The organism is Pseudonocardia sp. TMWB2A (assembly GCF_017312135.1).
Genome location: NZ_QKQY01000001.1, coordinates 2,711,727 through 2,736,176 on the forward strand (window position 1 = coordinate 2,711,727; position 24,450 = coordinate 2,736,176).

At 60.2% G+C, this 24,450-nt stretch carries 22 protein-coding genes; 8 read left to right on the forward strand and 14 right to left on the reverse strand.

The annotated features are described in order from the left end of the window. Positions 1 to 60: 60 nt before the first annotated feature. The 3 genes from DMP17_RS12670 (at position 61) to DMP17_RS12680 (ending at position 5,363) form a co-directional block, all read left to right on the forward strand. Entirely contained in the window at positions 61 to 1,566 is a 1,506-nt protein-coding gene (locus tag DMP17_RS12670; RefSeq protein ID WP_337829435.1) for a trypsin-like peptidase domain-containing protein, read from the forward strand. Between the two features lie 176 nt (positions 1,567 to 1,742). After that, positions 1,743 to 3,314 (forward strand): helicase HerA-like domain-containing protein, encoded by a 1,572-nt coding sequence (locus tag DMP17_RS12675; RefSeq protein ID WP_337829436.1) that lies wholly within the window; start codon positions 1,743 to 1,745, stop codon positions 3,312 to 3,314. 36 nt (positions 3,315 to 3,350) lie between these two features. Then, complete coding sequence (locus DMP17_RS12680; RefSeq protein WP_337829437.1) at positions 3,351 to 5,363, forward strand: OPT family oligopeptide transporter; 2,013 nt, start codon at positions 3,351 to 3,353, stop codon at positions 5,361 to 5,363. A 158-nt stretch (positions 5,364 to 5,521) separates the two neighbouring features. Here the strand turns inward: DMP17_RS12680 and DMP17_RS12685 are convergent, their stop codons facing one another. The 4 genes from DMP17_RS12685 to queF all read right to left on the reverse strand — a co-directional run bounded on the left by DMP17_RS12685 (position 5,522) and on the right by queF (position 9,666). Continuing rightward, complete coding sequence (locus DMP17_RS12685) at positions 5,522 to 8,077, reverse strand: M1 family metallopeptidase (protein ID WP_337829438.1); 2,556 nt, start codon at positions 8,075 to 8,077, stop codon at positions 5,522 to 5,524. 569 nt (positions 8,078 to 8,646) lie between these two features. Further along, positions 8,647 to 9,066 (reverse strand): acyl-CoA thioesterase, encoded by a 420-nt coding sequence (locus DMP17_RS12690; protein ID WP_337829439.1) that lies wholly within the window; start codon positions 9,064 to 9,066, stop codon positions 8,647 to 8,649. Continuing rightward, positions 9,063 to 9,188, reverse strand: a complete 126-nt coding sequence (locus DMP17_RS12695; RefSeq protein ID WP_337829440.1) for a hypothetical protein — start codon at positions 9,186 to 9,188, stop codon at positions 9,063 to 9,065. Before DMP17_RS12695 ends, DMP17_RS12690 begins: the two co-directional genes overlap by 4 nt. Before the next feature lie 19 nt (positions 9,189 to 9,207). Beyond that, the gene (gene queF / locus DMP17_RS12700) at positions 9,208 to 9,666 is read right to left on the reverse strand and encodes a preQ(1) synthase (protein ID WP_337829441.1); all 459 of its coding nucleotides are present in this window, start codon (positions 9,664 to 9,666) and stop codon (positions 9,208 to 9,210) included. 134 nt (positions 9,667 to 9,800) lie between these two features. On the opposite strand from queF, the gene sseA reads away from it, so the two are divergent. Together sseA and metC are read left to right on the forward strand one after the other, a co-directional pair. After that, a complete protein-coding gene (sseA, locus tag DMP17_RS12705; RefSeq protein ID WP_337829442.1) occupies positions 9,801 to 10,715 on the forward strand; it encodes a 3-mercaptopyruvate sulfurtransferase in 915 nt (304 codons plus the stop codon). Further along, complete coding sequence (gene metC, locus DMP17_RS12710; protein WP_337829443.1) at positions 10,715 to 11,917, forward strand: cystathionine beta-lyase; 1,203 nt, start codon at positions 10,715 to 10,717, stop codon at positions 11,915 to 11,917. The genes sseA and metC overlap by 1 nt, the downstream gene beginning before the upstream one ends. Positions 11,918 to 11,941: 24 nt before the next feature. On the opposite strand, the gene DMP17_RS12715 is transcribed toward metC, so the two are convergent. Further along, positions 11,942 to 13,051 (reverse strand): fatty acid desaturase family protein, encoded by a 1,110-nt coding sequence (locus DMP17_RS12715; protein WP_337829444.1) that lies wholly within the window; start codon positions 13,049 to 13,051, stop codon positions 11,942 to 11,944. A gap of 114 nt (positions 13,052 to 13,165) precedes the next feature. Between DMP17_RS12715 and DMP17_RS12720 the strand changes: the two genes are divergently transcribed. After that, positions 13,166 to 14,329, forward strand: a complete 1,164-nt coding sequence (locus DMP17_RS12720; RefSeq protein ID WP_337829445.1) for a hypothetical protein — start codon at positions 13,166 to 13,168, stop codon at positions 14,327 to 14,329. Between the two features lie 49 nt (positions 14,330 to 14,378). Here the strand turns inward: DMP17_RS12720 and DMP17_RS12725 are convergent, their stop codons facing one another. The 7 genes from DMP17_RS12725 to DMP17_RS12755 form a co-directional block, all read right to left on the reverse strand. Further along, positions 14,379 to 14,939: a DUF2239 family protein gene (locus tag DMP17_RS12725; RefSeq protein ID WP_337829446.1), complete on the reverse strand. Its 561-nt coding sequence runs from the start codon at positions 14,937 to 14,939 to the stop codon at positions 14,379 to 14,381. A 73-nt stretch (positions 14,940 to 15,012) separates the two neighbouring features. Next, the gene (gene xth, locus DMP17_RS12730) at positions 15,013 to 15,786 is read right to left on the reverse strand and encodes an exodeoxyribonuclease III (protein WP_337829447.1); all 774 of its coding nucleotides are present in this window, start codon (positions 15,784 to 15,786) and stop codon (positions 15,013 to 15,015) included. A gap of 287 nt (positions 15,787 to 16,073) precedes the next feature. Continuing rightward, a complete protein-coding gene (gene erpA, locus DMP17_RS12735; protein WP_337829448.1) occupies positions 16,074 to 16,409 on the reverse strand; it encodes an iron-sulfur cluster insertion protein ErpA in 336 nt (111 codons plus the stop codon). 157 nt (positions 16,410 to 16,566) lie between these two features. Continuing rightward, entirely contained in the window at positions 16,567 to 17,301 is a 735-nt protein-coding gene (locus DMP17_RS12740; RefSeq protein ID WP_337829449.1) for a M23 family metallopeptidase, read from the reverse strand. 139 nt (positions 17,302 to 17,440) lie between these two features. Then, the gene (locus DMP17_RS12745; RefSeq protein WP_337829450.1) at positions 17,441 to 18,241 is read right to left on the reverse strand and encodes a ferritin-like domain-containing protein; all 801 of its coding nucleotides are present in this window, start codon (positions 18,239 to 18,241) and stop codon (positions 17,441 to 17,443) included. Between the two features lie 5 nt (positions 18,242 to 18,246). Continuing rightward, entirely contained in the window at positions 18,247 to 18,702 is a 456-nt protein-coding gene (gene bcp, locus DMP17_RS12750) for a thioredoxin-dependent thiol peroxidase (protein WP_337829451.1), read from the reverse strand. 143 nt (positions 18,703 to 18,845) lie between these two features. Beyond that, positions 18,846 to 21,554 carry a bifunctional [glutamine synthetase] adenylyltransferase/[glutamine synthetase]-adenylyl-L-tyrosine phosphorylase gene (locus DMP17_RS12755; RefSeq protein ID WP_337829452.1) on the reverse strand — a complete coding sequence of 903 codons (2,709 nt, stop codon included), beginning with the start codon at positions 21,552 to 21,554 and terminating at the stop codon, positions 18,846 to 18,848. Positions 21,555 to 21,711: 157 nt separating this feature from the next. Between DMP17_RS12755 and DMP17_RS12760 the strand changes: the two genes are divergently transcribed. Further along, complete coding sequence (locus DMP17_RS12760) at positions 21,712 to 21,948, forward strand: hypothetical protein (RefSeq protein ID WP_337829453.1); 237 nt, start codon at positions 21,712 to 21,714, stop codon at positions 21,946 to 21,948. A 59-nt stretch (positions 21,949 to 22,007) separates the two neighbouring features. On the opposite strand, the gene DMP17_RS12765 is transcribed toward DMP17_RS12760, so the two are convergent. Both DMP17_RS12765 and DMP17_RS12770 read right to left on the reverse strand, forming a co-directional pair. Beyond that, complete coding sequence (locus DMP17_RS12765; protein ID WP_337829454.1) at positions 22,008 to 22,733, reverse strand: sigma-70 family RNA polymerase sigma factor; 726 nt, start codon at positions 22,731 to 22,733, stop codon at positions 22,008 to 22,010. 161 nt (positions 22,734 to 22,894) lie between these two features. Further along, positions 22,895 to 23,689 (reverse strand): response regulator, encoded by a 795-nt coding sequence (locus DMP17_RS12770; RefSeq protein WP_337829455.1) that lies wholly within the window; start codon positions 23,687 to 23,689, stop codon positions 22,895 to 22,897. 315 nt (positions 23,690 to 24,004) lie between these two features. Here DMP17_RS12770 and DMP17_RS12775 point away from each other — a divergent pair, with 315 nt between their 5' ends. Further along, positions 24,005 to 24,307, forward strand: a complete 303-nt coding sequence (locus DMP17_RS12775; RefSeq protein WP_337829456.1) for a NepR family anti-sigma factor — start codon at positions 24,005 to 24,007, stop codon at positions 24,305 to 24,307. Positions 24,308 to 24,450 lie beyond the last annotated feature (143 nt).

The window sequence follows — 24,450 nt, forward strand, 5'->3', positions numbered from 1 at the left end:
GACCTACGCAAAACAGCGGTAAAGCGTGTAACGGCGGTCAACCTCTAAGGAAGGATTTTTATGGTGCGCTATGTTTATGGAGTAACGGCGGCGTTGTTGCTGGGCGGAACCGGCCTCGCGCTAGTGTCGCAATCGAGCAATGCGCAGGATCTGCCATCGCTCGTCGCTCCGGCCACCATGCAGGCGACCAGCGTGGTGCCGCGGGCCGGTGCGCCGAACAGCTTCGCCGATATGGTCGAGCGGCTGCAACCGGCGGTCGTCAATATCTCGACCAAGGCCAAAGTGCCGGTCGCGATTGCAATCGACCCCTTCTCCGGCTCGCGTCGTCCGGTGGTGCAGGATATGGAAGGCGGCGGGTCAGGCTTCTTCATTTCCGCCGACGGTCTCATCGTTACCAATAACCATGTGATTGCGACCGGCCCGACCAATCAGGTGGTCAATTCGATCACCGTCACTTTGACCAATGGCAAGGAATATAAGGCAACATTGGTTGGCCGCGATGCCGCGTCCGATTTGGCTGTCCTCAAAATTGATGCGACCAACACGCCGTTCGTGCGCTTTGGCCAATCGAGCAGCCTGCGCGCTGGCGATTGGGTGGTGGCCATCGGTAATCCGCTCGGCATCGGTAGCTCTGTGACGGCAGGCATTGTGTCTGCAGTGCAGCGCAATTTCGGCGCGGGCGCCTATGACCGCTTCATCCAGACCGATACGGCGATCAACCAGGGGAACTCCGGTGGTCCGCTGTTCGACATGAACGGTAATGTGATCGGCATCAACAATCGCCTCATCGGTCCCAATGGCGCGAATATCGGCTTGAACTTTGCTATTCCGTCCGATCAGGCGGTGCCGGTTGTCGATGCCCTGCGCCGTGGCGCTGCCCCGACGCGCGGTTATCTGGGCGTATCACTGCGTCCGGTTGATGAAGATACCGCAGCCGCGCTTGGCCTTGCCAAGGATCGCGGCGAATTTATCGCGCTGGTGCAGGATGGGCAGCCCGCCGCCAAGGCCGGCCTTAAAGTAAGGGACGTTGTCACCAAGGTGAACGGACAGGAAGTCACGCCCAACAACACGCTCTCCTATATTGTATCGAACGTGAAACCGGGCACCCGTATCCCGATCGAAATCATTCGTGAGGGTAAGCCTATGACGCTGAATGCGGTGGTCGGCACCCGTCCGGCGGACGCGGATACGCCCAAGGAAACCTTCAACCCTGAAGAAGAAAAAACCATCGACGAAGCGCAGGGCACCGATCAGGACAAACAAGTCCGCGACGCGCTCGGCATTGCGGTCCAGACGGTAACGCCCGATATTGCGCGCGCAATCGGTGTGGACAGCAATACACGCGGCGTGGTCGTTGCGGCGGTTTCGGGTAGCTCCGATGCAGCGCGCAAGGGTATCCGTCGCGGCGTCGTGATTACACGCGCCAATGGCCAACCGGTAACAAGCGCCGCAGATCTTGCCGCACAAATCAGCGCGGCCAAGAAACAGAATCGCGCCGCGATCATGCTGGACCTGCGCGCACGGGGCGTAGAAACTTTCCCGATGGCGGTCCGTTTCAACGATTAATCCGCGTTTTTCGATAAGCCGACATCCGGCCCTCCCGTTACGACATGTGACGGGAGGGTCTTTTGTTTCGGCGCTGGCTTCGCTTGATTTTGTGGCGCTGGGGTTTAGGACGTTTGGCACGAACCGGCGCGCGGCAATGGCCTTACCGCCGATCCTGGACAAGCGGAGACAAAAGCGTGAGCGATACAGCAGGCATTTTCATCGGTGTAAGCGGCGAGAAACGTCAGGTGCTGCCTTTGCGCCGCGCCAACCGGCACGGGCTGGTTGCAGGCGCGACCGGCACCGGCAAGACCGTTACCCTGCAAGGGCTGGTCGAAAGCTTTTCGGCGGCGGGCGTGCCGAGCTTTGTCGCCGATGTGAAGGGCGATTTGTCGGGGCTGGCGATGGCAGGCGATGCGTCGGGCAAGACGCATGATATTTTCGCCGCGCGCGCGGCTGAAATCGGCCAGTCGGACTGGACGCTCACCGCAAATCCGGTGCAATTTTGGGACTTGTTCGGGGACCAAGGTCATCCGGTGCGCACCACCGTTTCGGAAATGGGGCCGCTATTGCTCGCGCGCCTGATGGATTTGAACGAAGTGCAGGAAGGTGTCCTCACCATCGCTTTCCATGTCGCCGACAAGGAAGGCCTGCTGCTCCTCGACCTTGACGATTTGCAGGCGATGCTGGTCAATTGCGGCGAGCGCGCCGATGAGCTGACGCTCCAATATGGCAATGTCTCCAAACAATCGGTCGGCGCGATCCAGCGGTCCTTGCTGCAATTGCGCAGTCAGGGCGGCGACAAATTTTTCGGCGAACCTGCGCTCGACATGATGGATTTCATCAAGACCGACGATAATGGCCGGGGCATCGTCAACATCCTTGCCGCCGACAAGCTGATGTCCAGCCCGAAACTTTATTCGACCTTCCTGCTATGGTTGCTCAGCGAATTGTTCGAAACCCTTCCCGAAGTCGGTGATCCGGACAAGCCCAAGCTGGTTTTCTTCTTCGACGAAGCGCATCTGCTGTTCAACGACGCACCCAAAGCCTTGCTCGAAAAAATCGAACAGGTAGTGCGGCTGATCCGCTCCAAGGGCATCGGCGTTTATTTCATCACGCAAAACCCCATCGACATTCCCGATACGGTGGCGGCGCAGTTGAACAACCGCATCCAGCATAAATTGAACGCCTTCACCCCGCGCGACCAGCAAGCGGTGAAAGCGGCGGCGGATACGTTCCGCCCGAACCCCGAAATCAAAGTGGCGCAGGCGATTACCGAACTTAAAATCGGTGAAGCCTTGGTGTCGCTGCTTCAGGATGACGGCTCGCCCGCGATGGTCGAGCGCACGCTGATCAAGGCCCCGTCCTCGCGCGTCGGCCCGCTCACCCCGCAAGAACGCGGCGTGATGATTACGACCGATGCTATCGGCGACAAATATGACACGCTGGTCGACCGCGAATCGGCCGAAGAAATATTGGCCGCCAAGGCCGGGCAGGCTCAGGCCGCCGCTGCCGAAGCCGCTGCCCAAAAGGAAGCCGACAAGCTTGCCGCTGCCAAGGCCAAGGAGGATGCCAAAGCGCAAGCCGCCGCCGCCAAGGAAGCCGCGCGCGAAGCCGCCCGTCAGGCGCGCGAGGATGCCAAGCCGAGCATGGCCGAAAAGATGGTGCAATCGGCGGCGCGCTCGGCGGCGACCAGCCTTGGCCGCCAAGTTGCGGGCAGCTTTGGAAAATCGCTTGTCCGCGGCATATTGGGTGGTTTATTCCGCTAAACGCATAGCATAAAAGCAAATAAGGGGATCAAGGACATGGTCGACACCACAGGAACAAGCGCAGGTTCGGCCGGTCTCGACGCGCCGGTAGAACAGCCGGGCGGGGGCAGTTGGCCCGAACTTACCATCCGGGGCATCATCCTTGGCGGATTGATTACACTCCTGTTTACTGCGGCGAATGTCTATCTGGGGCTGAAAGCGGGCCTCACCTTTGCGACCTCTATCCCTGCTGCGGTAATTTCGATGGCGGTGCTGCGTTTCTTCCGCAACGCCAATATCCTTGAAAATAATATTGTGCAGACGATTGCGTCCTCCGCTGGCACTTTGTCCGCGATTATTTTCGTGTTGCCGGGTCTTATCATGATCGGCTGGTGGCAGGATTTCCCCTTCTGGCTGACCGCCGCCGTGTGCGCGGTGGGCGGCATATTGGGCGTGATGTTCTCGGTGCCGCTGCGCCGTGCGCTCGTCACCGGATCGGACCTGCCTTATCCCGAAGGCCGCGCCGCTGCCGAAGTCCTCAAGGTGGGCTCTGCGAGCGAAGAGGGCGCGGCGGAAAACAAGAAGGGCTTGAACCTTATCGCGCTCAACGCGCTGGTCGCGGCGGGCTTTGGCCTGCTCGCCAAGATGAAGCTGGTCGGCGAAGAAGCAGGCCGCAATTTTGTCGTAGGTGGCGGTGTGTCGGGCGTGTCGTCGGGCTTGAGCTTCGCGCTGGTCGCGGTCGGCCATCTGGTCGGCCTGTCGGTCGGCCTGGCGATGTTGCTCGGCCTGCTCATTTCCTGGGGCATCCTCATGCCGAGCTTGACGCAAGGCATGGTCGGCACCGCGCCCATTGAAGAGATTGCCGGCACCGTTTTTCGCGATCAGGTGCGCTTCATCGGCGCGGGCGTGATTGGCGTTGCGGCGGTGTGGACGCTCCTTAAAATCATCGGCCCGATCACCAAGGGCGTGACCGCCGCGCTCGCCGCCTCGCGCACCCGCGAAGCCGGAGAGGGGGCGAGCCTGTCGCTCACCGAACGCGACATTCCGATCAAGATTGTCGGCGTCGTGATTATCGCCGCGCTCGTGCCGATTGCTTATCTGTTGTGGCTGTTCGTGCAAGGCACCGCGCTCCACGACCATTTATGGACGCTGATCATCCTGACCGCGCTCTATGTCCTCATCACCGGCGTGATTATCGCATCGGTGTGCGGCTATATGGCGGGGCTTATCGGCGCGTCGAACAGCCCGATTTCGGGCGTCGGCATTTTGGCGGTGCTGGGCGCATCCTTGCTGCTGGTCATGGTGTTCGGACGCGGCACGCCGCCCGACCAGACCGAAGCCCTGATCGCCTTCGCCTTGTTCGCGACCGCTTTGGTGTTCGGCATTGCGACCATCTCCAACGATAATTTGCAGGATCTGAAGACCGGCCAGTTGGTCGGCGCAACCCCTTGGCGGCAGCAGGTCGCGCTGGTCATCGGCGTAATATTCGGCTCGCTCACCATCCCGCCGGTGCTGGATTTGATGAATAATGCGTTCGGTTTCCAAGGCGTGCCGGGCGCGGGCAATGCCGCGCTCGCAGCGCCTCAAGCCGCGCTCATTTCCAGCCTCGCCAAAGGCGTGCTGGGCGGCAATCTGCCGTGGAACCTGCTCGGTATCGGGGCTGCGATTGGCGCAGGCATTGTTATCATCGACGAAATTCTGGCGCGGATGAACAGCAAGCTGCGCCTGCCGCCCTTGGGCGCGGGCATGGGCATGTATCTGCCGATGGCACTGACCTTGCCCATCGTCATCGGCGCTGTTCTCGGCCATTTCTACAATAAATGGGCCGAACGCCAAGCCGACCCCGTGCGCGCGGAACGGATGGGCGTGCTGATGGCAACGGGGCTGATTGTCGGCGAAAGCCTGTTCGGCGTATTGTTCGCCGCGATTGTCGGCGCAACGCAAAATGACAACCCGCTCGCGGTCGTCGGCGAAGGCTTTGCGCCGGTTGCGCTTGTGGCCGGACTGGCCGTGTTCGTGGCACTAATCGCCGCGCTCTATACGATGACAAGGAAGGCCGCGCGGGGGTAACCTATCTCCCCTCCCGCTTGCGGGAGGGGTCGGGGGAGGGGCTGTCAGAAAGATATACCCTCTCCCTTTATGGCGAGCTGGTCCTGAGTTTGACATGCCCTCCCCTAACCCCTCCCTGAAGGGAGGGGAATTTGCTGCGGAAGGAAACCGCCTCCCGATTACTTCCGCCCCTTCGCCATATACCAAGCCTCGATCTGCGGCTTGCTGCGTGCTTCGGTTTCGATGCGGCTTTTGATCGACGACAAGGCCTGATCGACCGGTTTGCGTGACGCGGCGGTCAGATATTGGCCTGCATAGCTTTCCAGTTTCGCCATCGTTTCCGGCTTGCTCGACCCGCTCGCCAGCCGTGCAACATAGCGCGAGCGCGAGGACACATCGACCATCTGCTCAACCTTGGCCGTGTTGGCGAGCGCGAAGTCGAGCGCCAGTTCGGGATGGTTGTAGGACACACGCGAGATCATTGCGGGGCTATCGGTCGGCCCCGGTTCGCTGGTCATGGCAAGGTCGAGCGCGGCCTTGGCCAATGCTGCATCGGCGGGCGAAGCCAGCAAGCTATAGAGCGACGAGCGCGCTTGCTTGTTGGTTTCGGCCTTGGCGAGCGCATGGAGCTTATCCCATGTCGCCTTGTCGGCCTTGTCCGCAATGAGGCCGAGCCAAGTGGTCCGCATCGGCCCGTCCAGCGCCGCCGGATTGGTGTCGAGACTTGCGAATAACCGCTTGGCTTCGGCCAAAACGCCCGCATTACCCATCGATCCCAACAGGCTGACCAACTGGTTGCGCAGGATTGCATCATTGGCCGGTTCGCCCGCCTTGGGTTTCATGCCGAGCCGCGCCAGCACCGGGGCAAAGCGCGCATCGGCCATCCGGGCGATCTTCGCCTGCACCTTGGCATTGCCTTTGAACAGGTCATAATTGCCGCCATAGGAACTCGCGGCCGCAGCAATCACCTTGCTATTGGCATTGGCAGGGACCGCATTGCGCAGGTCAAGCGCCGCCGCATAGCCCTGATAATCCCCGCTCGCGAGTGCATATTGGTCGGCGAGCAGGCCAAGCTGGTCGATCGGGTCCAGTTTCGCAAAATCGCGGGTGAGCGCGGCGAGCATCGGCGCGGTATAGAGCGTGCGATAATAGCCCGCTTGGCCTGCATTGACGAGCGCGGTGCCGCACCCGGCGAGCGTCACCGACCCGGTGCCATTGGTGACAATCGTGCGAGCAGGGGCAGCCCCCACAGTGCGCGCGACCACCGGCACATTCCAGCTTAAAGGCGCGGCATCCTTGCGGTCGCGGCTATATTCGCCCTGCTGGAATTGCAGTATGGTCTGCCCGCCCGCACAGCGTGCGCCAGTTAGCTTGATAAGCGGGATGCCGGGCTTTTGCGTAAAGTCATTGGCTATCGCCACCAACCCCTTGGCGCCCGCCTTTTCGACCGCGCTCCACAGATCGTTAGTGACCGTGTTGCCATAAGCGTGCTGCTTCATATAGGCGCGGATGCCGGTGCGCCACACATCCTCGCCCGCATAATTTTCGAGCATGGTGATGACCGCCTCACCTTTGGAATAGGTGATGGAATCGAACGCCTGACTGGTTTGTTCGACCGTCTGGATTTTCTGGACAACAGGGTGGGTGGTTTTGAACGCGTCCAGCCCCATCGCGGCCTCGCGTCCGCCAACGCGGCCCAGTTCAACCTGCCAGTCAGGGTTGAAATGCGCGGTGGCCTTGGTCTCCATCCAGCTTGCAAAACCTTCATTGAGCCACAGATCATCCCACCAGCTCATCGTCACCAGATCGCCAAACCATTGGTGCGCCATTTCATGGCCGTTGACCGCATAAATGGCCTGCCGGCCGGCCTCGGTCGTGACCTTGGGGTCATCGAGCAGGATGCGTTCGAACGAGAAAATCGCGCCCCAATTTTCCATCGCGGAGAAAAACTGGCTCTGCCCCGGCCCGGCAATATTATCGAGTTTGGGGAGCGGATAATCGACGCCGAAATACTCATTATAATAAGGCAATAATTCGGTCGCGGACTTTAACGCAAAGCGCGCTTTTTCCTCATTGCCCTTGCCCATGATGATGCCGACATCGGTATTGCCGACCTGCTGGTTGATGCGGCCGAATTCGCCGAGCCCGAAGAAGAGCAGATAAGAGGACATTTTGGGCGTGGTCTGGAAGGTCACACGCTTTTTGCCATTGCCGGTGGCGGTGCTGGAGGCAATCGGCATATTGCCGACCGCCATCTGGTCGGCAGGAACATTGGCGGTGAGGTCGAATGTCGCCTTATAGCTTGGTTCATCCCACATCGGCGCAAAACGGCGCGCGTCGGGCGCTTCGAACTGGGTGAACAGCGCGCGTTTGTCCGCGCCTTTGGGGTCTTTATAATCAAGGTGGAACAGGCCGTTTGCCTGATCGTAAATCTTGCCCGCATAGCGCGCGCTTAATTCATAATGTCCGGGGGCAACCGTCTTGCCGAACGCAAAGGTTGCGGTCTGTTTGTCCGCATCGGTGGTGACGGTGAGGGGGATGTGCGCGCCGCTTGCGTCGGTGAGGGTCGCGCCTTCAATGGCAAGGTCGGCCGCGTTCATCGTCACGCTGTCGGACGGGTTCAGAATATCGAGCCGCGTCTTGACTGAACCGGTAAAGGTCGCCGCCGCCGCGTCGGGCGTTATCTCGATGCTATAATGGGTCGGCACCGCATTGCGGGGGAGCTGCGTCGTCACGCTGTCGGGAAGCGCGGGGGCGAGGGTGATTACGGGCGTAGTATTGGCCGGTATTGTGGCCGCACTTTCCGGCGCGCTTGTCGCTTGCGGGATCGTCGCACAAGCCGACAGGATGGAGAGCGAAACGGCGCACAGCAAAGTTGCCGGACGGGCGGAAAATGTCATCAAGTTGCTCCCGATAAGCGAGTCCTCGACCGGGACTCTGGTTTCGGATGAAACGATTGGAACCCGATGAGGAGCAAGTCAAGATGAAGTGGAGAGAAGGAGGCTGGAGAGATTCAAACAATCCCTCCCTCTGTTCGTGCCGAGCGAAGTCGTGCGATGATGAACTCTTGAATCGATCCACACAACACCCAGCCCCGTCATCCTCGGCTTGACCGGGGATCCATCTTCATAGTTTGCGCTTTGCCGAAACGCTCGAAGAGGGATACCCGTCTTCGCGGGTAAGACGAAGGATGAAGAATGCAAAGCGACGGACGAGGATCGCCAAATAAGGGATGGATCACGCCGCCGTCAGACACGCTGATGCCGAACACGCCGATGAAAATATCGATTTAAACGCCCGACCCTCAATCCTTCGGCGTAAAATGTCCGACAATATCCTGTGCGATTTTGGTGGGGCGCATGGTGGTGGCGCTGATGCAGCACCAGCTTGACTGGACTTCGGCCAGAACTTCTTCGCCGCGCTTGATGACGGTTTGATAGAAAGCGCGCGCGCCGTGGACTTTTTCCAAAATCACCGACGCGACCACCTGATCGTCGAGAAACGCGGGTTTGCGGTAGGTGATTTCATGCTTTAGCGCGACCCACAAATGTTCGGCCACCGCTTGCGGCGGGGCGATCGAGCGCCAGTGGGACAGCACCGCTTCCTGCACCCATTTGAGATAGTTCGCATTATTGACATGGCCCATAAAGTCGATGTCGTCGGGAACGACAGCGACGGGGAAGTCATGCGGGGTCGCAAAGGGGCTGGGCCGTGATTCGCTCATAAAATTAACAATAATGTCAGCGCGTAAAAATTCAATGAAAAAGCGGGATTTTTGTGGTTGCCGCCGCAACTTTCTCCCTTGTTTGAAGCGCGGCCCGCCTGTCCGGACGAAGCGTCACGCACCCGCTTTTTGGTGCGCCCTTCACCCGCGCCCGCGATAATTGGCAACGCCCTGGTCGGGCAGCCACAAGCCTTTGGGCGGCTCGCCCGATTGCCAGAACACGTCGATGGGGATGCCGCCGCGCGGATACCAATAGCCGCCGATGCGCAGCCATAAGGGCTTCATTTCGTCGAACAGGCGCTGGCCGATGCCGACGGTGCAATCTTCATGAAAGCCCGCATGGTTGCGGAACGCACCCAGAAACAGCTTCAAGGATTTGGATTCAACGATGCTTTCGTCGGGCGCATAGTCGATCACGAGATGCGCAAAATCAGGCTGGCCGGTGACGGGGCAGAGCGAGGTAAATTCGGGCGCGGAGAAGCGCACGCAATAAAGCTGGCCTTTGCGCGGGTTCGGCACATAATCCAGCTCGGCCTCTTCCGGAGAGGAAGGAAGCGCGCTGGTCTGGCCCAGATGTTTCGGAATCATGGTTTCGGTCATGGCGCTTCATGTAGTCACACGGGACTTGTCTCACAACCCGCCAATCATGCCCTCTATAGCGTCCGCGCCTGTGAGCAGGTGCAGCATTCGGGTTGCATGGGGGCAAGCTTGTCATTACCGTGCGGCCCGCTTGTTTGGATCAGGCCAATATCATTATGTTCGCAACACCAGCCGCGCGTGCGTGGCGGGATCAGGGAGTATCAACTATGGACGCGCTGGTAACGACCGACTGGCTGGAAAAGGAAATGGGGGCATCGGACCTCCGCATTGTCGACGCCACCAAATTGGCCCCCGACCTTGGCCGCAATGCGCGCGCCGAATATGAAGCGGGCCATATTCCGGGCGCCGTGTTCATGGATCTGGACGACCTTGTCGACAGCAATAATCCGGTTGAAAATATGGCCCCGCCGCCGGAAAAATTTGCGAGCCGGATGCAGACATTGGGCTTGGGCGACGGCAGCCGCATCGTCCTTTATGACGATAGCCCCTGGCACACATCGGCGCGCGCTTGGTGGCTCCTTACCCTGTTCGGCGCGCATGATGTCGCGATACTGGATGGCGGCATCGCCAAATGGAAAGCCGAAGGCCGCGCGCTGGACGAAGGCGCGCACAAGCTGCGCCACCGTCATTTTACCGTGTGGAAGGATAATAAGCTCGTCCGCACCAAGGAGCAGATGCTCGCCAATCTTTCCAGCAAGGCGGAAGAGGTGGTTGATGCGCGTCCCGCCGCCCGCTTCACCGGCGAAGAGGCAGACCCTCGCCCCGGCATCGCGGCGGGCCATATCCCCGGATCGCACAATGTCCCGGCTGGAACGATGTTCACGCCCGAAGGCCTTTATAAAAGCGAAGCCGATATCAAGGCGACGTTCGAAGCGGCGGGGGTTGACCTTGCCAAGCCGATGGTCACGACCTGCGGGTCGGGCATTACCGCCTGTGTGCTGGCGTTCGGCGCGAGCCTCACCGGCAAGCGCGACTGGGCGGTCTATGACGGCAGTTGGGCCGAATGGGGTGCGGACGCCGATACGCCCAAGGCAACGGGAGCTGCTTGATGGCGAAGAAGGGGGACCGTCCGTTACGCACCGGCACGCTGCTTGCCCAAGGCGGGCGGCGGCCGGAATGGACGGGGCATCCCGAACTTGGCGGAAGCATCGTCAACCCGCCGGTGTGGCGCGCCTCCACCACGCTTTATGACAGCATGGCGGACCTTAAAGCCCGCCCGCATGATACGCATGACAAGCTTTATTATGGCCGTCGCGGCACGCCGACCGTGTGGGCGCTCGCCGATGCGCTCACCGCATTGGAGCCGGGGGCGCAAGGGACGTTGCTTTATGCGTCGGGGGTGCAGGCGATTACCGCCGGGCTGACCGCCTTGCTTGGACCCGGCGACCATTTGCTGATGGTTGACAGCACCTACCAGCCGAGCCGCGCATTTTGTGACGGCTATCTGAAGCGCACCGGGGTTGAAACGACCTATTATGATCCGCTGATCGGCGCGGACATTGCCGGCCTTATCCGGCCCAACACCAAGCTCATCTTCCTGGAAAGCCCCGGCAGCCATAGCTTCGAGGTGCAGGATATTCCCGCGATTGTGAAGGTTGCCAAGGAGAAGGGCATTGTCACCTTCCTTGATAATACTTGGGCGACCCCGCTTTTCTTTCCCGCATTGGCGGCGGGCGTTGATGTGACGATGATGGCCTGCACCAAATATGTGGTCGGGCATAGCGATGTAATGATGGGCTCGCTCACCACGCATGAGGGTCTGTGGCAGACATTGCGCCGCTCGACTTACGAATTCGGCCATAGTGTCAGCCCCGATGATTGCTACCTCGCGCTGCGCGGTTTGCGCACGATGGGTGCGCGGTTGCGCCAGCATCAGGAGAGCGGACTGGCGGTCGCGCACTGGCTTGCGGATCAGCCGTGGGTGAGCAAAATACTCCACCCCGCTTTCCCCGATTGTCCGGGGCATGAATATTGGAAACGCGACTTCAAGGGCGCCAGCGGGCTCTTCTCCTTCGGCCTGAAGGGCGCGAGCGAAGCCCGGCGCGAAGCCTTTATCGACGCGCTCACCTTATTCGGCTTGGGCTATAGTTGGGGCGGCTTTGAAAGCGTCGTTGTGCCCAGCGATGTGGCAGGCATCCGCACCGCGACCAAATGGGGCGAAAACGACCCGTTCGTGCGGCTCCATATCGGACTGGAAGACCCCGCCGATTTGATCGCGGATTTGGAAGCAGCGGCCAAGGCGGCGTTGTAAAGGGCGGGGGGACCGCTTAGCGGCTCACCCATGCATCGTCCCGCGCACAAGCTGCGTTACCAGCCCCGGCAAGCCTTTATAGTTGGCGCGGTGATAGGCCGATGTTTCGCCCAGTTCTGCGCTGAGGCGGCGATGCGCTTCGCCGAGCGCATGATAGGGTAAAGTCGGCAGCAAATGGTGGAGCGCATGGTAGCGCAGACCCACCGGCGCCCACAGCGCGGGCAGCAGGCCCGGCGGCGGGACGTTGACGCTGTCGAGATATTGTTCGGTCACGGTCAGCACATCGCCATCATTGGCCCATAGATGCGCAACCAGGGTGCGGATCTGGTTCAGCACGACCGCCGCGCCCGCAATCCCCAGAAAAATCGCAACCGCTTTGAGCGGCAACAGGCCGGTCGCGGTGCCGATAATGAGGAACAAGGCCCACAGGCTTGCGCCGGTTTCCTGCCACAACCAGTTGCGGCGTTGGTCGCCTTCGGGGAATTTGCGACGGAACGCCGGGTTGATGACCAACCCCGAATAACGTTCGACCACCAGCTTGCGCAGCGGCGGAAACACAAAAGAAAGCGGCGTCAAAATGCCATAGCGCAGGATGAGCGCAAGCGGCGCAAGCGCCGACACCGCAACAAACACTGGCACCGTCCACGGCTTCATCAGCGCGAGCGGCAGATATTCGGGGTCTTCGACCGTGCCATAACGCGTGCGCGCATGGTGGAGATTATGGACGCCTTCATACATGAAGCTTGGCACCATCAGCGGGATGCCGACGACAAGGTTCCAGCCCAAGCGGAAACCCGGCACCGCGCCATCTTTCATATGGGTGATTTCATGGATGAAGCTGCCCGCGCGATAAAGCGCGAGCACCGCAATCACGGCAGCAGCGAGCGCCACCCACAAGGGCTGCGCGAGAATCGCGACGGCAACACCGGCATAGCCGATCAGCGCCGAGGCGAGAAAATCGCCCCAGTAAATCGCCGGATTGGGATGCACGAGATCGCGCGTCAGCTTGGCCGCCGCGCGCAGCATTTCGCGATCTTCAAACGCCACCTTTTCGGCCGGATCAATGGATATATGCTTGGTCATGCTTGCCATGTGGTCATGTAAAATGGCAAATTCATGGCGAAACTGGGCCATTTGCCGTGCGCCCTGATACCGCTTTTCGCCACAGTTGACCAGTAACCGGTGACGACAAAAACAATATAAGGGTCGCGCTCGACACGCGCGCCGCACTTGCATAAGGGCCAGTATATGCAGACCGAACCGCTTTCCATCCGCGCTATCAACAATGATAATAAAGGCGATATACGCGCCTTTGTCGAACTGGCCTATCGTTTGAATGCACATGATCCCAATTGGGTGCCGCCGTTGAAAGACGAAGTCTATGGCCTGTTGAACCGCAAGAAAAACCCGTGGTTCGATCATGGCAAGCAACAGCTTTTTCTGGCCGAACGCGGGGGCCGCGTGGTCGGGCGCATCTCGGCACATATCGACACGCTCGCGCTGCAACAGCCGCCCGAACAGGGCATGGGGCCGGGTGTCGGTAATTGGGGGATGCTGGAAGCAGAAGAGGAAGAAACCGCCGCCGCGCTCATCGCCAAAGCCGAAGATTGGCTGCGCGGGGAAGGCATGACGCGCGCGCTGGGGCCGATTTCGATTTCGATCTGGGACGAGCCGGGACTGTTGGTCGAAGGCTTTAACACTCCCCCGACCGTGATGATGGGGCATAATGATCCGGCTTATGGCGGCTGGATCGAGCGGGCGGGCTATTCCGGGGTGCAGGATCTCTACACCTATGCGCTGCCGATCGAAAACGGCTTTCCCGAACTGGTCAACCGCATTGTCGCGATGGGCGAAAAGTCGGGGAAAATCCGCATCCGCCATGTCGATAAATCGCGCTTCAATGAAGAGGCCGCGCTTATCATGGCGATCCTCAACAATGCCTGGTCGGATAATTGGGGCTTTGTGCCGATGACCGACCGCGAAATTGCCTATGCGGGCAAGAAGCTCAAACCGCTCGTCTATGAAGATCTGATCCGCATTGCCGAAGTCGATGGCGAGCCGGTTGCCTTCATGATGACGCTCCCCGACCTCAATGAAAAAATCAAGGATTTCGGCGGTTCGCTCTTCCCGTTCAACTGGGCGAAATTGCTGTGGTGGCTGAGAAAGCCCCAAGTCACCAAAATGCGCGTGCCGCTCATGGGCGTCGTCAAAAAGCTGCAAGGCACGCGTATGGCGAGCCAGCTTGCGATGATGCTGATCGAATTTATCCGCCGCGATGCGGTCACCAAATATGGCGCGACCCAAGGCGATTTCGGCTGGGTGCTGGCCTCCAACGGCCCGATGGTCAGCGTCGGCGAAGCGGTCGGCGGCAAAATCGACCGCATCTACCGGATTTACGAAAAGACGCTGTAGGCGCGCGTCAGGATAAGGGTAAGGGTAAGGGTAAGGGTAAGGGGCGGACTTATGCCGCCCCTTCCCATGCGCCAGAGGACAGTCGCAGCGCATAGCTTTGCACCGCGTCCGGCCAGCCGGTGATGGCGCTTTCAAAGCCCGCTTGGTCGCCCGCATAGAGCGCGCGGATGGCGTCTTCGAAACGCGGATAATCGCCCGCTTTGGCCGACAGGAAATGATAGGCCGCATCGCGCGCGCGGGCGCGTTCCGCCGGGCCGCTATCGTCGCGCATCGCCGCTTCGACCAATTTGCGTAAAGCCACCGACGCGCCGCCCTTTTGCTGGCCAAGCCAGTCCCAATGGCGCGGGAGGAGCGTGATTTCTTTCGGAATGACGCCAAGTTTGGGGCGGCCCCGGCGCGGTGCTTCGGCAGGCGAATCGGGTGCCCCATCGGTAGACAGGCTTGCGCGCATATCGACATCGCTCTGTCGCCCATTGCTATCGTCAAAGGCGAGGACCGGCGTGGTGACGCCGCCCGCCTCCAGCGCGCGGATGGCATCGCGGATTACGGCATCGGGGCCGTTGGCTAAAAAATTATCACCGACAAAGGCGGTAAGGATTCGGGTTTTCATCATAAGCTCCTGTGTGTGGGAGCCTATTTATATCCGGATATAATAATGTCAATATTATACGGGTAATATATTTCTATCCGCGCAGCTCCACCCACACCGGCGCATGGTCGCTTGCCTTTTCGCGCCCGCGATAGGCTTTGTCGACTTGGGCGTCGATGAGGCGGTCGGCGGCTTGCGGGCTGAGCAGCAGATGGTCGATGCGAAAGCCTGCATCGCGTTGCCAAGCCCCGGCTTGATAGTCCCAATAGGTCCACACGCCGCCCGCCGGATGGCGCGCGCGCAACGCATCGGTCCAGCCGTCCGCGAGCAAGACGCGATAGGCTTCGCGGGATTCGGGCTGCATCAACGCATCATCGGCCATTGCCGGGACGGAATAGACATCATCGTCATGCGGGATGACATTATAATCGCCCGCCAACACCGCCGGGACTTCCTCGCGCCAGATTTCGCCTGCGCGGGTGCGCAACCGCTTCATCCAGCGCAATTTATAGTCGAATTTGGGGCCGGGTTGCGGATTGCCATTGGGCAGATAAATGGACGCCACGCGCACGCCCTTCACATCGGCTTCAAGATAGCGGCTATGCTCATCCTCCGGCTCGCCTTCCAGCCCGCGGCGCACTTCGACGGGGGTTTCCCCTTTGGCGAGAATGGCAACGCCGTTAAACCCCTTTTGCCCGTGCCACAGCGCGCCATAGCCGATGGCCTCGAATTCCTTGATGGGGAAGCCTTCGTCGGCTGTTTTGATTTCCTGAAGGCAGGCCACATCCGGCTGTGTTTCCTCCAGCCATTCGATGAGGCGGGGCAGGCGGGCTTTGATGCCGTTAATATTGAAGGTCGCGATTCTCATGGAGGAGGCTTAGCGCAGGATGGCGCGGGGGCATAGCCGGTTGCGCGCTCCTTCCCCCTTGATGGGGGAAGGATATGGAGCCTTATGAGCGGAGCGAATTAGGCGCAGTTGGATGAGGGTGAGCCCTCAACCACGCACAGCGCCAGACGGAGAGATCACCCTCATCCAGCTACGACTAGGCAGCAAGCTGCCAAGTCTTCACATCCTTCTCCCATCAAGGGAGAAGGTTTGGGTGGGCGCACCTACGGCGCTCGCAATGACGATAGGGAAAAGTTTAAACGGTTAAATCAAACCGAAAAACTGGCGCCGCATCCGCAGCCTGCTGCCGCGTTGGGGTTGGTCACTTGAAAGGCCGAACCGCCCAGGGATTCGACGAAATCGACCATGCCGCCCTGCACCAGTTCCAGCGATATATCATCGACCACCAGTTTGACGCCGTCGGTTTCGGTCACAATATCATCATCATTGATCGCATCGGCGAGGCCATAGCGATATTGGAAGCCCGAACAGCCGCCGCCTTCGACCGACAGGCGCAGCATGGCAGGCTTGCCCTGCTTGTCCGCGATGAAGGCAACGCGCTTGGCGGCGCTGGGTGAAAGGGTCATGGGGGTGAGGTCACTCATAGGTCCAAGATAGGGAGGAAAAAAGGGAGCGGCAAGCTTATCGCCCGCGCTCCCTTAGATATTGGCGCAGATTCATCCGATCTGCGTCCTCTCCCAAAACCCGTGCAAAAAGAAAAAGCCCGCGAAAATCGCGAGCTTTCCTTCTTGTCTTAGCTGCTTATTCGGGGCCGCCCATCTGGGTGTGGCCATTGCCGACATACGCGAAATTCGTGTCTGCCTGCACAAACGGAATCGGATTGACCGGCGTTCCGGCGATACGGACTTCATAATGGAGGTGCGGGCCGGTCGAACGGCCGGTCGAGCCGACATAACCGACAATTTCACCCTGCTTGATACGCTGGCCCGGCGCCACCGCGATGCGCGACATATGACCGAAGCGGGTCTGGATGCCGTTGCCATGTTCGATTTCGGCATAATTGCCATAACCGCCAAGGCGCTGGGCGCGGCCAACAACACCGTCCGCCGGTGCGTAGATCGGCGTGCCGGTAGCGGCGGGAATATCAATGCCATTGTGGCGCATACGCTTGCGCAGAACCGGATGGTTGCGCATCCCGAAGGAGGAAGTGAGGCGCATCTGGTCGACCGGCTTGCGGCTGGGGATGGCGATCTTGCGCGAGGCCGCGCCGTCCATCTGCTTCATCGTGCCGAACAGGTTGCGGAAATTGCTGTCCCCTTGCGGCGCGCCAATCTTGGCGGCGAGGAGACCGGGCGTTGCCATACCGGCGACATTGGCCATTTGCGCACTATTTTGCGCATCGGTCATTTCTTCGTCCGGATCGTCAAGGGTGGTCGGCGTCCCGGCATTATTCGCCTGCGCTGCGACCGAAAAACAAGCAATGCCCATAAAAAGTGCAACATTGCGGAACTTCATTTTGGAAACGACGTTGATCACTGCGACCCCACTCTAGTTTCGTCATGCACTTTGGCGATCCGGTTTGGCCCCGATCTGCACCGTGCAGCTTATTATCAAAATGTGGGCGAAATCTTTTTCGTCCCCGCTCGTTGAAACCTGTGTGCGGGGACGAGGTTAATTAGGCAATAATTTTATAGAAATCCTGCGTTAAACCGCTCGCAGCACGCGCCGAGTCGTTAAATGGAGGCTTCAACACCCCCCTGAAATGTAACTTCACAAGGGCCTGCCAGTGGCGCGCGGGGTCAAGGCCGCTGTCCATACAACGCGCTTTAAACCATCGGGTTCCCGCTGAAACATGGCGGATTTCGTCCTTATAGATGCGCGAAAGAATCGCCGCACTGGCCGAATCTCCCTGCGATACAAAACGGTCAATGGTGGCAGGCGTTATGTCGAGCCCGCGCGCTTCCAGCACCATCGGCAGGATCGCCAATCGGGCGAGCGCATCATGCGCAGTCCCTGCTGCCGCCTCCCACAAACCGTCATGCGCGGGGAGCGCGCCATAATGGCTCCCTAATTGTTTGAGCCTGCGGTCGAGGATGGCAAAGTGCATCGCTTCGTCCGCACCGACGGCGAGCCAGTCATCGACAAAGCCGCGCGGAAATTCGCTACCGAACCGGCCCGCCATATCGAAGGCGAGATCAATCGCGACAAATTCGATATGCGCAAGCGCGTGGAGCAAGGCGATGCGCGCGCGTTCCGCCCCGCCCCTGCGGCGCGGCATCCGGTTGGGCGGCAGCAGTTCGGGCTTGGCGGGTCGCCCCGGCCTGTCCGGCATCTTGACGTCAAAGACAGGCGTGAGCCGCCCCAGCCGCCAATCGCGCGCCACCATCCGCGCGCGCATCAGCTTGGCATAAGGGTCGGCGGTTTCCAGCACCGCACGGCAGGCGGCGGAGATGGTCGGGGTTGGGCAGTCCTTCATTATAATCAGAGCGCCTTGGCGGCCTCCAGCACCTCGGCGGCGTGGTTTTTGACCTTCACCTTGCGCCATTCGCGCACCAATGTGCCGTCCTTGCCGAACAGGAAGGTCGCGCGGTCAATCCCCATATATTCGCGGCCATAAAGCTTTTTCTGCACCCATGTGCCGAACGCTTGACAGGCAACGCCCTCTTCGTCCGACAGGAGTGTGACGTCCAGATCATATTTGTCACGGAATTTGGCGAGTTTTGTGACCTCATCCTTGGATATGCCGACAATTTTGACGCCTGCTGCGGCAAAATCCTTGCCGAGCGCAGTAAAGTCCTGCGCTTCGGTGGTGCAGCCCGGCGTGTCGGCCTTGGGGTAGAAATAGACCACCAAGGGCGTGCCAAGGTCAGCCAGCGCGACTGGTGCATCGCTCGCATCGGGGAGCGTGAGGGCGGGGATTTTGTCTCCGATATTCATGGGTTTTCCTTACTTTTCCTGCTTTTTCTACCGTCGTCATTCCCGGCTTGACCGGGAATCCATCTCCCAACCCTTTGGTTTATGGCGACGTCCGGAGATGGATCCCCGCCTTCGCGGGGATGACGAATGTTAAATGTGAACACTCACCCCCGCACCGCGTCCCACCATGCCGCCACCACCGCGCGCGCTTTATCATAATCGGCCAGCAATGCCTCCCAGCTTTCGGCCTGACAGGCGCGCGCGATGACCGGTTTGGTGACATCGGGCGGATCAATACAATCGGGGCAGACCAGCCGCAAGGTGACGAGCAGCCGCGTCAAAAGCTGTTGCGCGGACACAATCGCATCGGGGGCTAACCCTGCTTCAACCAAAGCGGGCAGCGCGCGGTCGAGTTGCGGGAAAAGCCCTGCGCCGCTGGTCAATTGCGTGACATGGGTGGCAAATTCAAGGTCCACCAGCCCGCCCGCGATAAGCTTGGCATCGAGCGGACCGCTGGGCGGCTTATGCCCCGCCATATCGGCGCGCATTTGCGCTGCATCGGCCCGCAATTTGGCCGCATCGCGCGGAGCTTTCAGCACGGCGTCGATAATCGCCTGCACCGCCTCGCGCGCGTTGTTCGATCCATAAACGGGCCGCGCGCGGGTGAGCGCCATATGCTCCCACACCCATGCTTCTTCCTTTTGATAGCGTTCAAACGCATCCAAGGTGACCGCCAGAGGCCCTTGCGCGCCGGATGGGCGCAGGCGCGTATCAACCTCGTAAAGCCGCCCGGTCGCGGTCGGCACCGACAAGGCCGCGCTCACCCGCTGCGCCAGACGATTATAGTAAAGCGTCGCGCCCAATGGCTTTGCCCCGTCCGATTCCGCCATATAATCGCCGGTGAACAGATAGATGAGGTCCAAGTCCGACGCATGGGTGAGCGCCTCGCCACCCAGACGGCCAAGCGCGAGAATCACAAATTCGCTGTCCGGCACCCGGCCATGCGCGGCTTCAAATTCGGCGCGGGTGGCATCGGCGAGCGCCACCAATGCAGCCTCGGCGACATGGGCATAGCCGCGCGCGACCTCCATCGGGTCGGCCATGCCGTCGATAATCTGGACGCCGAGCGCAAAGCGGCGCTCCCCCACAAGGCGGCGCACATGGTCTAGATGGCGCTCATAATCGACCGCGTGGCGCGTATCGGAAAAAGCGGTGAGCAGCGCCTCGACGCTGGGATTGGGGTTGAACACGCTCTGGTCGATGAGGCCGTCGAGGAGCGCGCTGCGCCGCCCCAACTGCTCCGCCAAAGCGGGCGCATAGGTGAGGATATTGCCGAGCGTGGTCGCCAGTGCGGGCCGCGCATCGAGCAGATGGAAAAAATTGATCGTGCTGGGAAGGCCGTCAATCATGCGGTCAAGCCCCATCACCGCCGCCATCGGGTCGGGGGCCTTGGACAAGGCGGTGAGCAATTTGGGGAGCGCGGTTTCGAGCGCCTCCAAGGCAGGACCGGAACGCAGCGCGCGCACCTTGCCCGACCGCCAGGCGGCAATGCGCTGTGCGACGCTCTCCGGCGCGGCAAAGCCCAAATTGGAGAGATAAGCGGTGAGCGCATCATCGTCACGCGGGGTTAGCGGCTGGCTTTCCTCGCCCTCTTCGCCCGCAATCAGCCGGTCATATATTTTGCCGACGCGCTCGACATGAGGGGCGAGCAGCGCAATCAGCGCCGCGCCATCCTTCAGTCCGTGCAGCCGCGCCACACGGTCGAGCGCCTCGCTATCTTTAGGCAGGCTATGCGTTTGCTGGTCATCGACCATTTGCAGGCGATGTTCAATGGTGCGGTAGAGCGCATAGCTTTCGGCCAACTGTTCAGCTTCGTCAGCGTCAATCCGCCCAGCCTTGGCGAGTGCGGCCAGCGCGTCGCGGGTCGCGGGCACACGCAAACTCGCATCGCGCCCGCCATGGATAAGCTGATGCACTTGCGCGAAAAATTCGACCTCGCGGATGCCGCCGCGCCCGCGCTTCAGATCATAGCCGGGGCCGAATTTCTGCCCGCCCGCATAATGGTCGCGGATGCGCTGGCTGACCGATCCGATCTCTTTGATCTGGCGATAATCCAAGCTTTTGCGCCACACAAAAGGCCGGATGGCGTCGAGAAAATAGCGGCCCAGCGCTTTATCCCCCGCACAGGCCCGTGCGCGGATAAATGCCGCCTGCTCCCACGCCAGCGCCTGCGATTCATAATAGCCGATCGCCGCATTGACCGGCAGCACGATGGGCGTGACTTCGGGGGTCGGGCGGAGGCGCAGATCGACGCGGAACACATAGCCTTCGCCCGTGCGCGCGCTCAATATTTCGGTGACGCGCCGCCCCATGCGGACCGCCGCTTCAACCGGATCATCACGCTCGCGCCGGGGCATGGTCACAGGGTCGAACAATAATATCGGGTCAATGTCGGACGAATAGTTGAGTTCATGGCTGCCATGCTTGCCAAGGCCGATGACGGCAAAGCCTTGCACCGGTTCGCCCGGCACGCGCTCGTCAAACGCCGCGCGGACTGCATCGTCAAGCGCCTGGTCGGCAAAAGCGGACAGGGTTTCGATGGTATAAGTAAGGTCCGCCTCCCCCGACAGATCAAGGAGCGCGGTGAGCAGCGCAAGTTCGCTGCGTTGGTCGCGCAGGAACGGCATGATGTCCGCCTCTCCATCCCATCGCTCGGCCAGCAACGCAGTAATGCGTGTTTGCGCCGTCCCTTGGACAAAATGGTCGAGCGCGGAGGCGAACCTTTCACCGAGGCGCGCGAGGAAGGGCGCATGGCTGCGCGCGCGTTCAATCACCTTAAGGCGTTCATTTTGTGACATTTTTGCGACGGTCATGACGGCTCCGGTTCAGGCGGCTTTGCGGCTGTCATTGGCGGAATCCCGTCCTTTCGCAAGGGAAAAGCGCGCTGCGCACCCTCATCCGCCCCTGCACGGGCTTGGTAAATATTGCAGTTTAAGGGAACCGCGACGCCCTTTGCCCCGTTGAGACGGGATGAATGATTTTGATGCCCTTATCCCCAACGCCGCCGAGGCCTCCACGGCCCGTCCGTGCCGCGCTGCGGCGGCGCGCCTCGCGTCGGATATGACGCTGAACGGCGTTCATTGTGACGAGCTGGGGCAGATCGGCATGAGCTTGCGCTATTGTTTCGACGCGCGCGAGGGCGCAGGTAACGCGGCCACGGCCACGGGCGATGATCCGTTCCAGGATTTGCTCGCAAAATTAAGCTAAACGCGCTCTAGTGCGGCGGAGACTGCTCTTAAAGCTTCCCCCGACCCTTTTACACCCAATCAATCCTGACGGCTGAGCCGGTCCACATCGGCAAGGATTTCGGTGAGCGCGGTTTCGCCCGACACGCCCGAATCGGAACGTTTGGGGAGCGCATCGCCCGCCATAATATCTTCCAGAGCCACACGCCCGCGCGCCACGCGGCTTTTGATCGTGCCGACCGCAACGCCGCAAATATCGGCGGCTTCTTCATAGGCAAAACCGCCTGCCCCGACCAGAATCAACGCCTCGCGCTGGTTTTGCGGGAGCAGCATCAGCGCGCGCTGAAGATCGGAAAGATCGACGCTGCCGTCCTGACTGGCAGGCGCGGCCAAGCTGCGCTCGGCGGTCAGATCATCCCATTCGCCCTTGAACCGCGCGCGGCGCATTTGCGACAGGAACAGGTTACGCAAAATGGTGAAGGTCCAGGCGCGCATACTGGTGCCCGCATGGAAACGCGCGCGCGCCGCCCATGCTTTGAGCAAGGTTTCCTGCACCAGATCATCGGCGGTGTCGCGATTACCCGACAGCGAGCGGCCAAAAGCGCGCAAGTGCGGAATGACCTCGCCAAGCTGGTCGCGGAACGCATCGTCGCTCAGCCGTTCGACCGGTGCGCGATTGTCCACATTGTCCGCCGCAGCATCGCCGGACTCACTACTAGACTGGGCGCGCGCACTTGTCTGCGCGCCAGCCTGTGCAGAAGCACGCACGGAGGCTTGCGCCGCTGCTTTGGAATCTCGTGCTGCCATAGTCCGGCTCATTCTGTCCCCATCCCGGCGCATGAAGAAGGCAGCGCCGACAGTCCATCTGCTCCGCCTATAGCGGGACGGACAGATGAAGCCAATTTTACGATGTTAAGATTATACAAAATTATTCAGATGTCCTTCGCAGGATAAAATGCTGCCCGCGCTCAGGCCGGAACGGTCGCCTCGTTGAAGAACAGGGCTTGCGAAATTGCCGCTTTCACCGTTGCCGGCTGGAACGGCTTGGTGATGAGGAAGGTCGGCTCCGGACGGTCGCCGGTCAGCAGGCGTTCGGGGAAAGCGGTGATGAAGATGACCGGCACGTCATGGTCGTTCAAAATATCCTGCACCGCATCAATGCCCGAACTATTATCGGCAAGCTGGATGTCACTCAGCACTAAAGTTGGCGGATTGGCCTGCGCTTCGGCAACCGCTTCGTCGCGCGTTACCGCAACGCCGGTCACATCATGGCCAAGATCCCGGACAATCGCTTCAATGTCCATCGCGATAATCGGCTCGTCTTCGATAATCAGCACGCGCGCCTTGGTCTGCTTGTCGATTTCGGCGAGGGCTTCAGCGACGAGAAGCCCGGTGCTGCTGCTGTCGGTATCGAGAATATAAGCGGCATCTTCGGTGGTGAAGCCTTCCATCGCGGTCAACAGCAAAGCCTGACGCGATTGCGGCGAAATGCGCGCAAGACGCTGCGCTGCAATCTGTTCGGCAGCATCGCCCGCAACATCGCTATCGCCCGCATCGACGCGCGCGCTGTTCCAGATCACATGGAAGGTGCGGTAAAGACCCAAGCGCGGTTCGACCGTGTCGGGAAATTCGTCAGGCGCGGCAATCAGCGCCTCAAGCGTCGCGCGCACATACGCATCCCCATTATCCTGTGAACCGGTAAGCGCGCGGGCATAACGCCGCAAAAAAGGGAGATGGGGTGCAATTTTCTGACCAAGCGACATTAAGGAAAAACCTCCCGATTATTTTCCGACTATAAAAATTTCGTCTATTCAAATTTACGTCTTTTGGGACACGCAACCAGCAGAAAAGCTTTCATCCGGACGCGCGTCAACGCCCCCGAAATTCTACCCCGCTGATTTACATGGAACCAATGAGCGGGAAATAGGTTTCATACAACGCTAAATAATCACCAATCGGCCTGATCGCACTATCGCCTAATTTACAATTTGCGTTTCGCGACCGGATGAGAATAAGACCCGGACAAGGGTTATGCGGGTCGGACGGGCATAGGCATAAGGAACAAATCTGGGGCTGATATGGAACCCGTACAAAAGAATGAGCATGTCGGCGCAACTGGTACAGGCGCAGATAAAGACTTGGGGAAAGACCGGGGGAAAGACCTGGCGAAAAGCGCAATGGCCGACGGGACATGTGACCTGCCGGGCCTTTCTGTTGCCGGGATTACCGCCACTAAAACCCCCGCCAAACCGGGCAAGGATAAGGCCAAGGACAAAGAGCGGCTGGGCCAACTCTCCTCGTCGCTGAAACAGGCTTATCAGACCACGCTCGATGAAGCGGTTCCGGATTCGATGATGGATTTGTTGAAGAAGCTTGGCTGATCTGTCCGGACCACCCCTTTATCCGGCGCACAAAATCTCGATTTTCAAGGGAACCTGCCGGACTATGGGGGGTTCATCCTCCATATGCTTGCGGCGATGCGCGCCGGTAAGCGGTGATTTATGTTTCCGGATCAAAGGTTTGA

Coding starts and splice junctions, on each gene's coding strand:
- DMP17_RS12670 (WP_337829435.1), top strand. CDS start 61: ATGGTGCGCTATGTTTATGGAGTAACGGCGGCGTTGTTGCTGGGCGGA.
- DMP17_RS12680 (WP_337829437.1), top strand. CDS start 3,351: ATGGTCGACACCACAGGAACAAGCGCAGGTTCGGCCGGTCTCGACGCG.
- DMP17_RS12690 (WP_337829439.1), bottom strand. CDS start 9,066: ATGAGCGAATCACGGCCCAGCCCCTTTGCGACCCCGCATGACTTCCCC.
- queF (WP_337829441.1), bottom strand. CDS start 9,666: ATGACCGAAACCATGATTCCGAAACATCTGGGCCAGACCAGCGCGCTT.
- metC (WP_337829443.1), top strand. CDS start 10,715: ATGGCGAAGAAGGGGGACCGTCCGTTACGCACCGGCACGCTGCTTGCC.
- DMP17_RS12715 (WP_337829444.1), bottom strand. CDS start 13,051: ATGGCCCAGTTTCGCCATGAATTTGCCATTTTACATGACCACATGGCA.
- DMP17_RS12720 (WP_337829445.1), top strand. CDS start 13,166: ATGCAGACCGAACCGCTTTCCATCCGCGCTATCAACAATGATAATAAA.
- DMP17_RS12725 (WP_337829446.1), bottom strand. CDS start 14,939: ATGAAAACCCGAATCCTTACCGCCTTTGTCGGTGATAATTTTTTAGCC.
- xth (WP_337829447.1), bottom strand. CDS start 15,786: ATGAGAATCGCGACCTTCAATATTAACGGCATCAAAGCCCGCCTGCCC.
- erpA (WP_337829448.1), bottom strand. CDS start 16,409: ATGAGTGACCTCACCCCCATGACCCTTTCACCCAGCGCCGCCAAGCGC.
- DMP17_RS12745 (WP_337829450.1), bottom strand. CDS start 18,241: ATGAAGGACTGCCCAACCCCGACCATCTCCGCCGCCTGCCGTGCGGTG.
- bcp (WP_337829451.1), bottom strand. CDS start 18,702: ATGAATATCGGAGACAAAATCCCCGCCCTCACGCTCCCCGATGCGAGC.
- DMP17_RS12755 (WP_337829452.1), bottom strand. CDS start 21,554: ATGACCGTCGCAAAAATGTCACAAAATGAACGCCTTAAGGTGATTGAA.
- DMP17_RS12760 (WP_337829453.1), top strand. CDS start 21,712: ATGAATGATTTTGATGCCCTTATCCCCAACGCCGCCGAGGCCTCCACG.
- DMP17_RS12765 (WP_337829454.1), bottom strand. CDS start 22,733: ATGGCAGCACGAGATTCCAAAGCAGCGGCGCAAGCCTCCGTGCGTGCT.
- DMP17_RS12770 (WP_337829455.1), bottom strand. CDS start 23,689: ATGTCGCTTGGTCAGAAAATTGCACCCCATCTCCCTTTTTTGCGGCGT.
- DMP17_RS12775 (WP_337829456.1), top strand. CDS start 24,005: ATGGAACCCGTACAAAAGAATGAGCATGTCGGCGCAACTGGTACAGGC.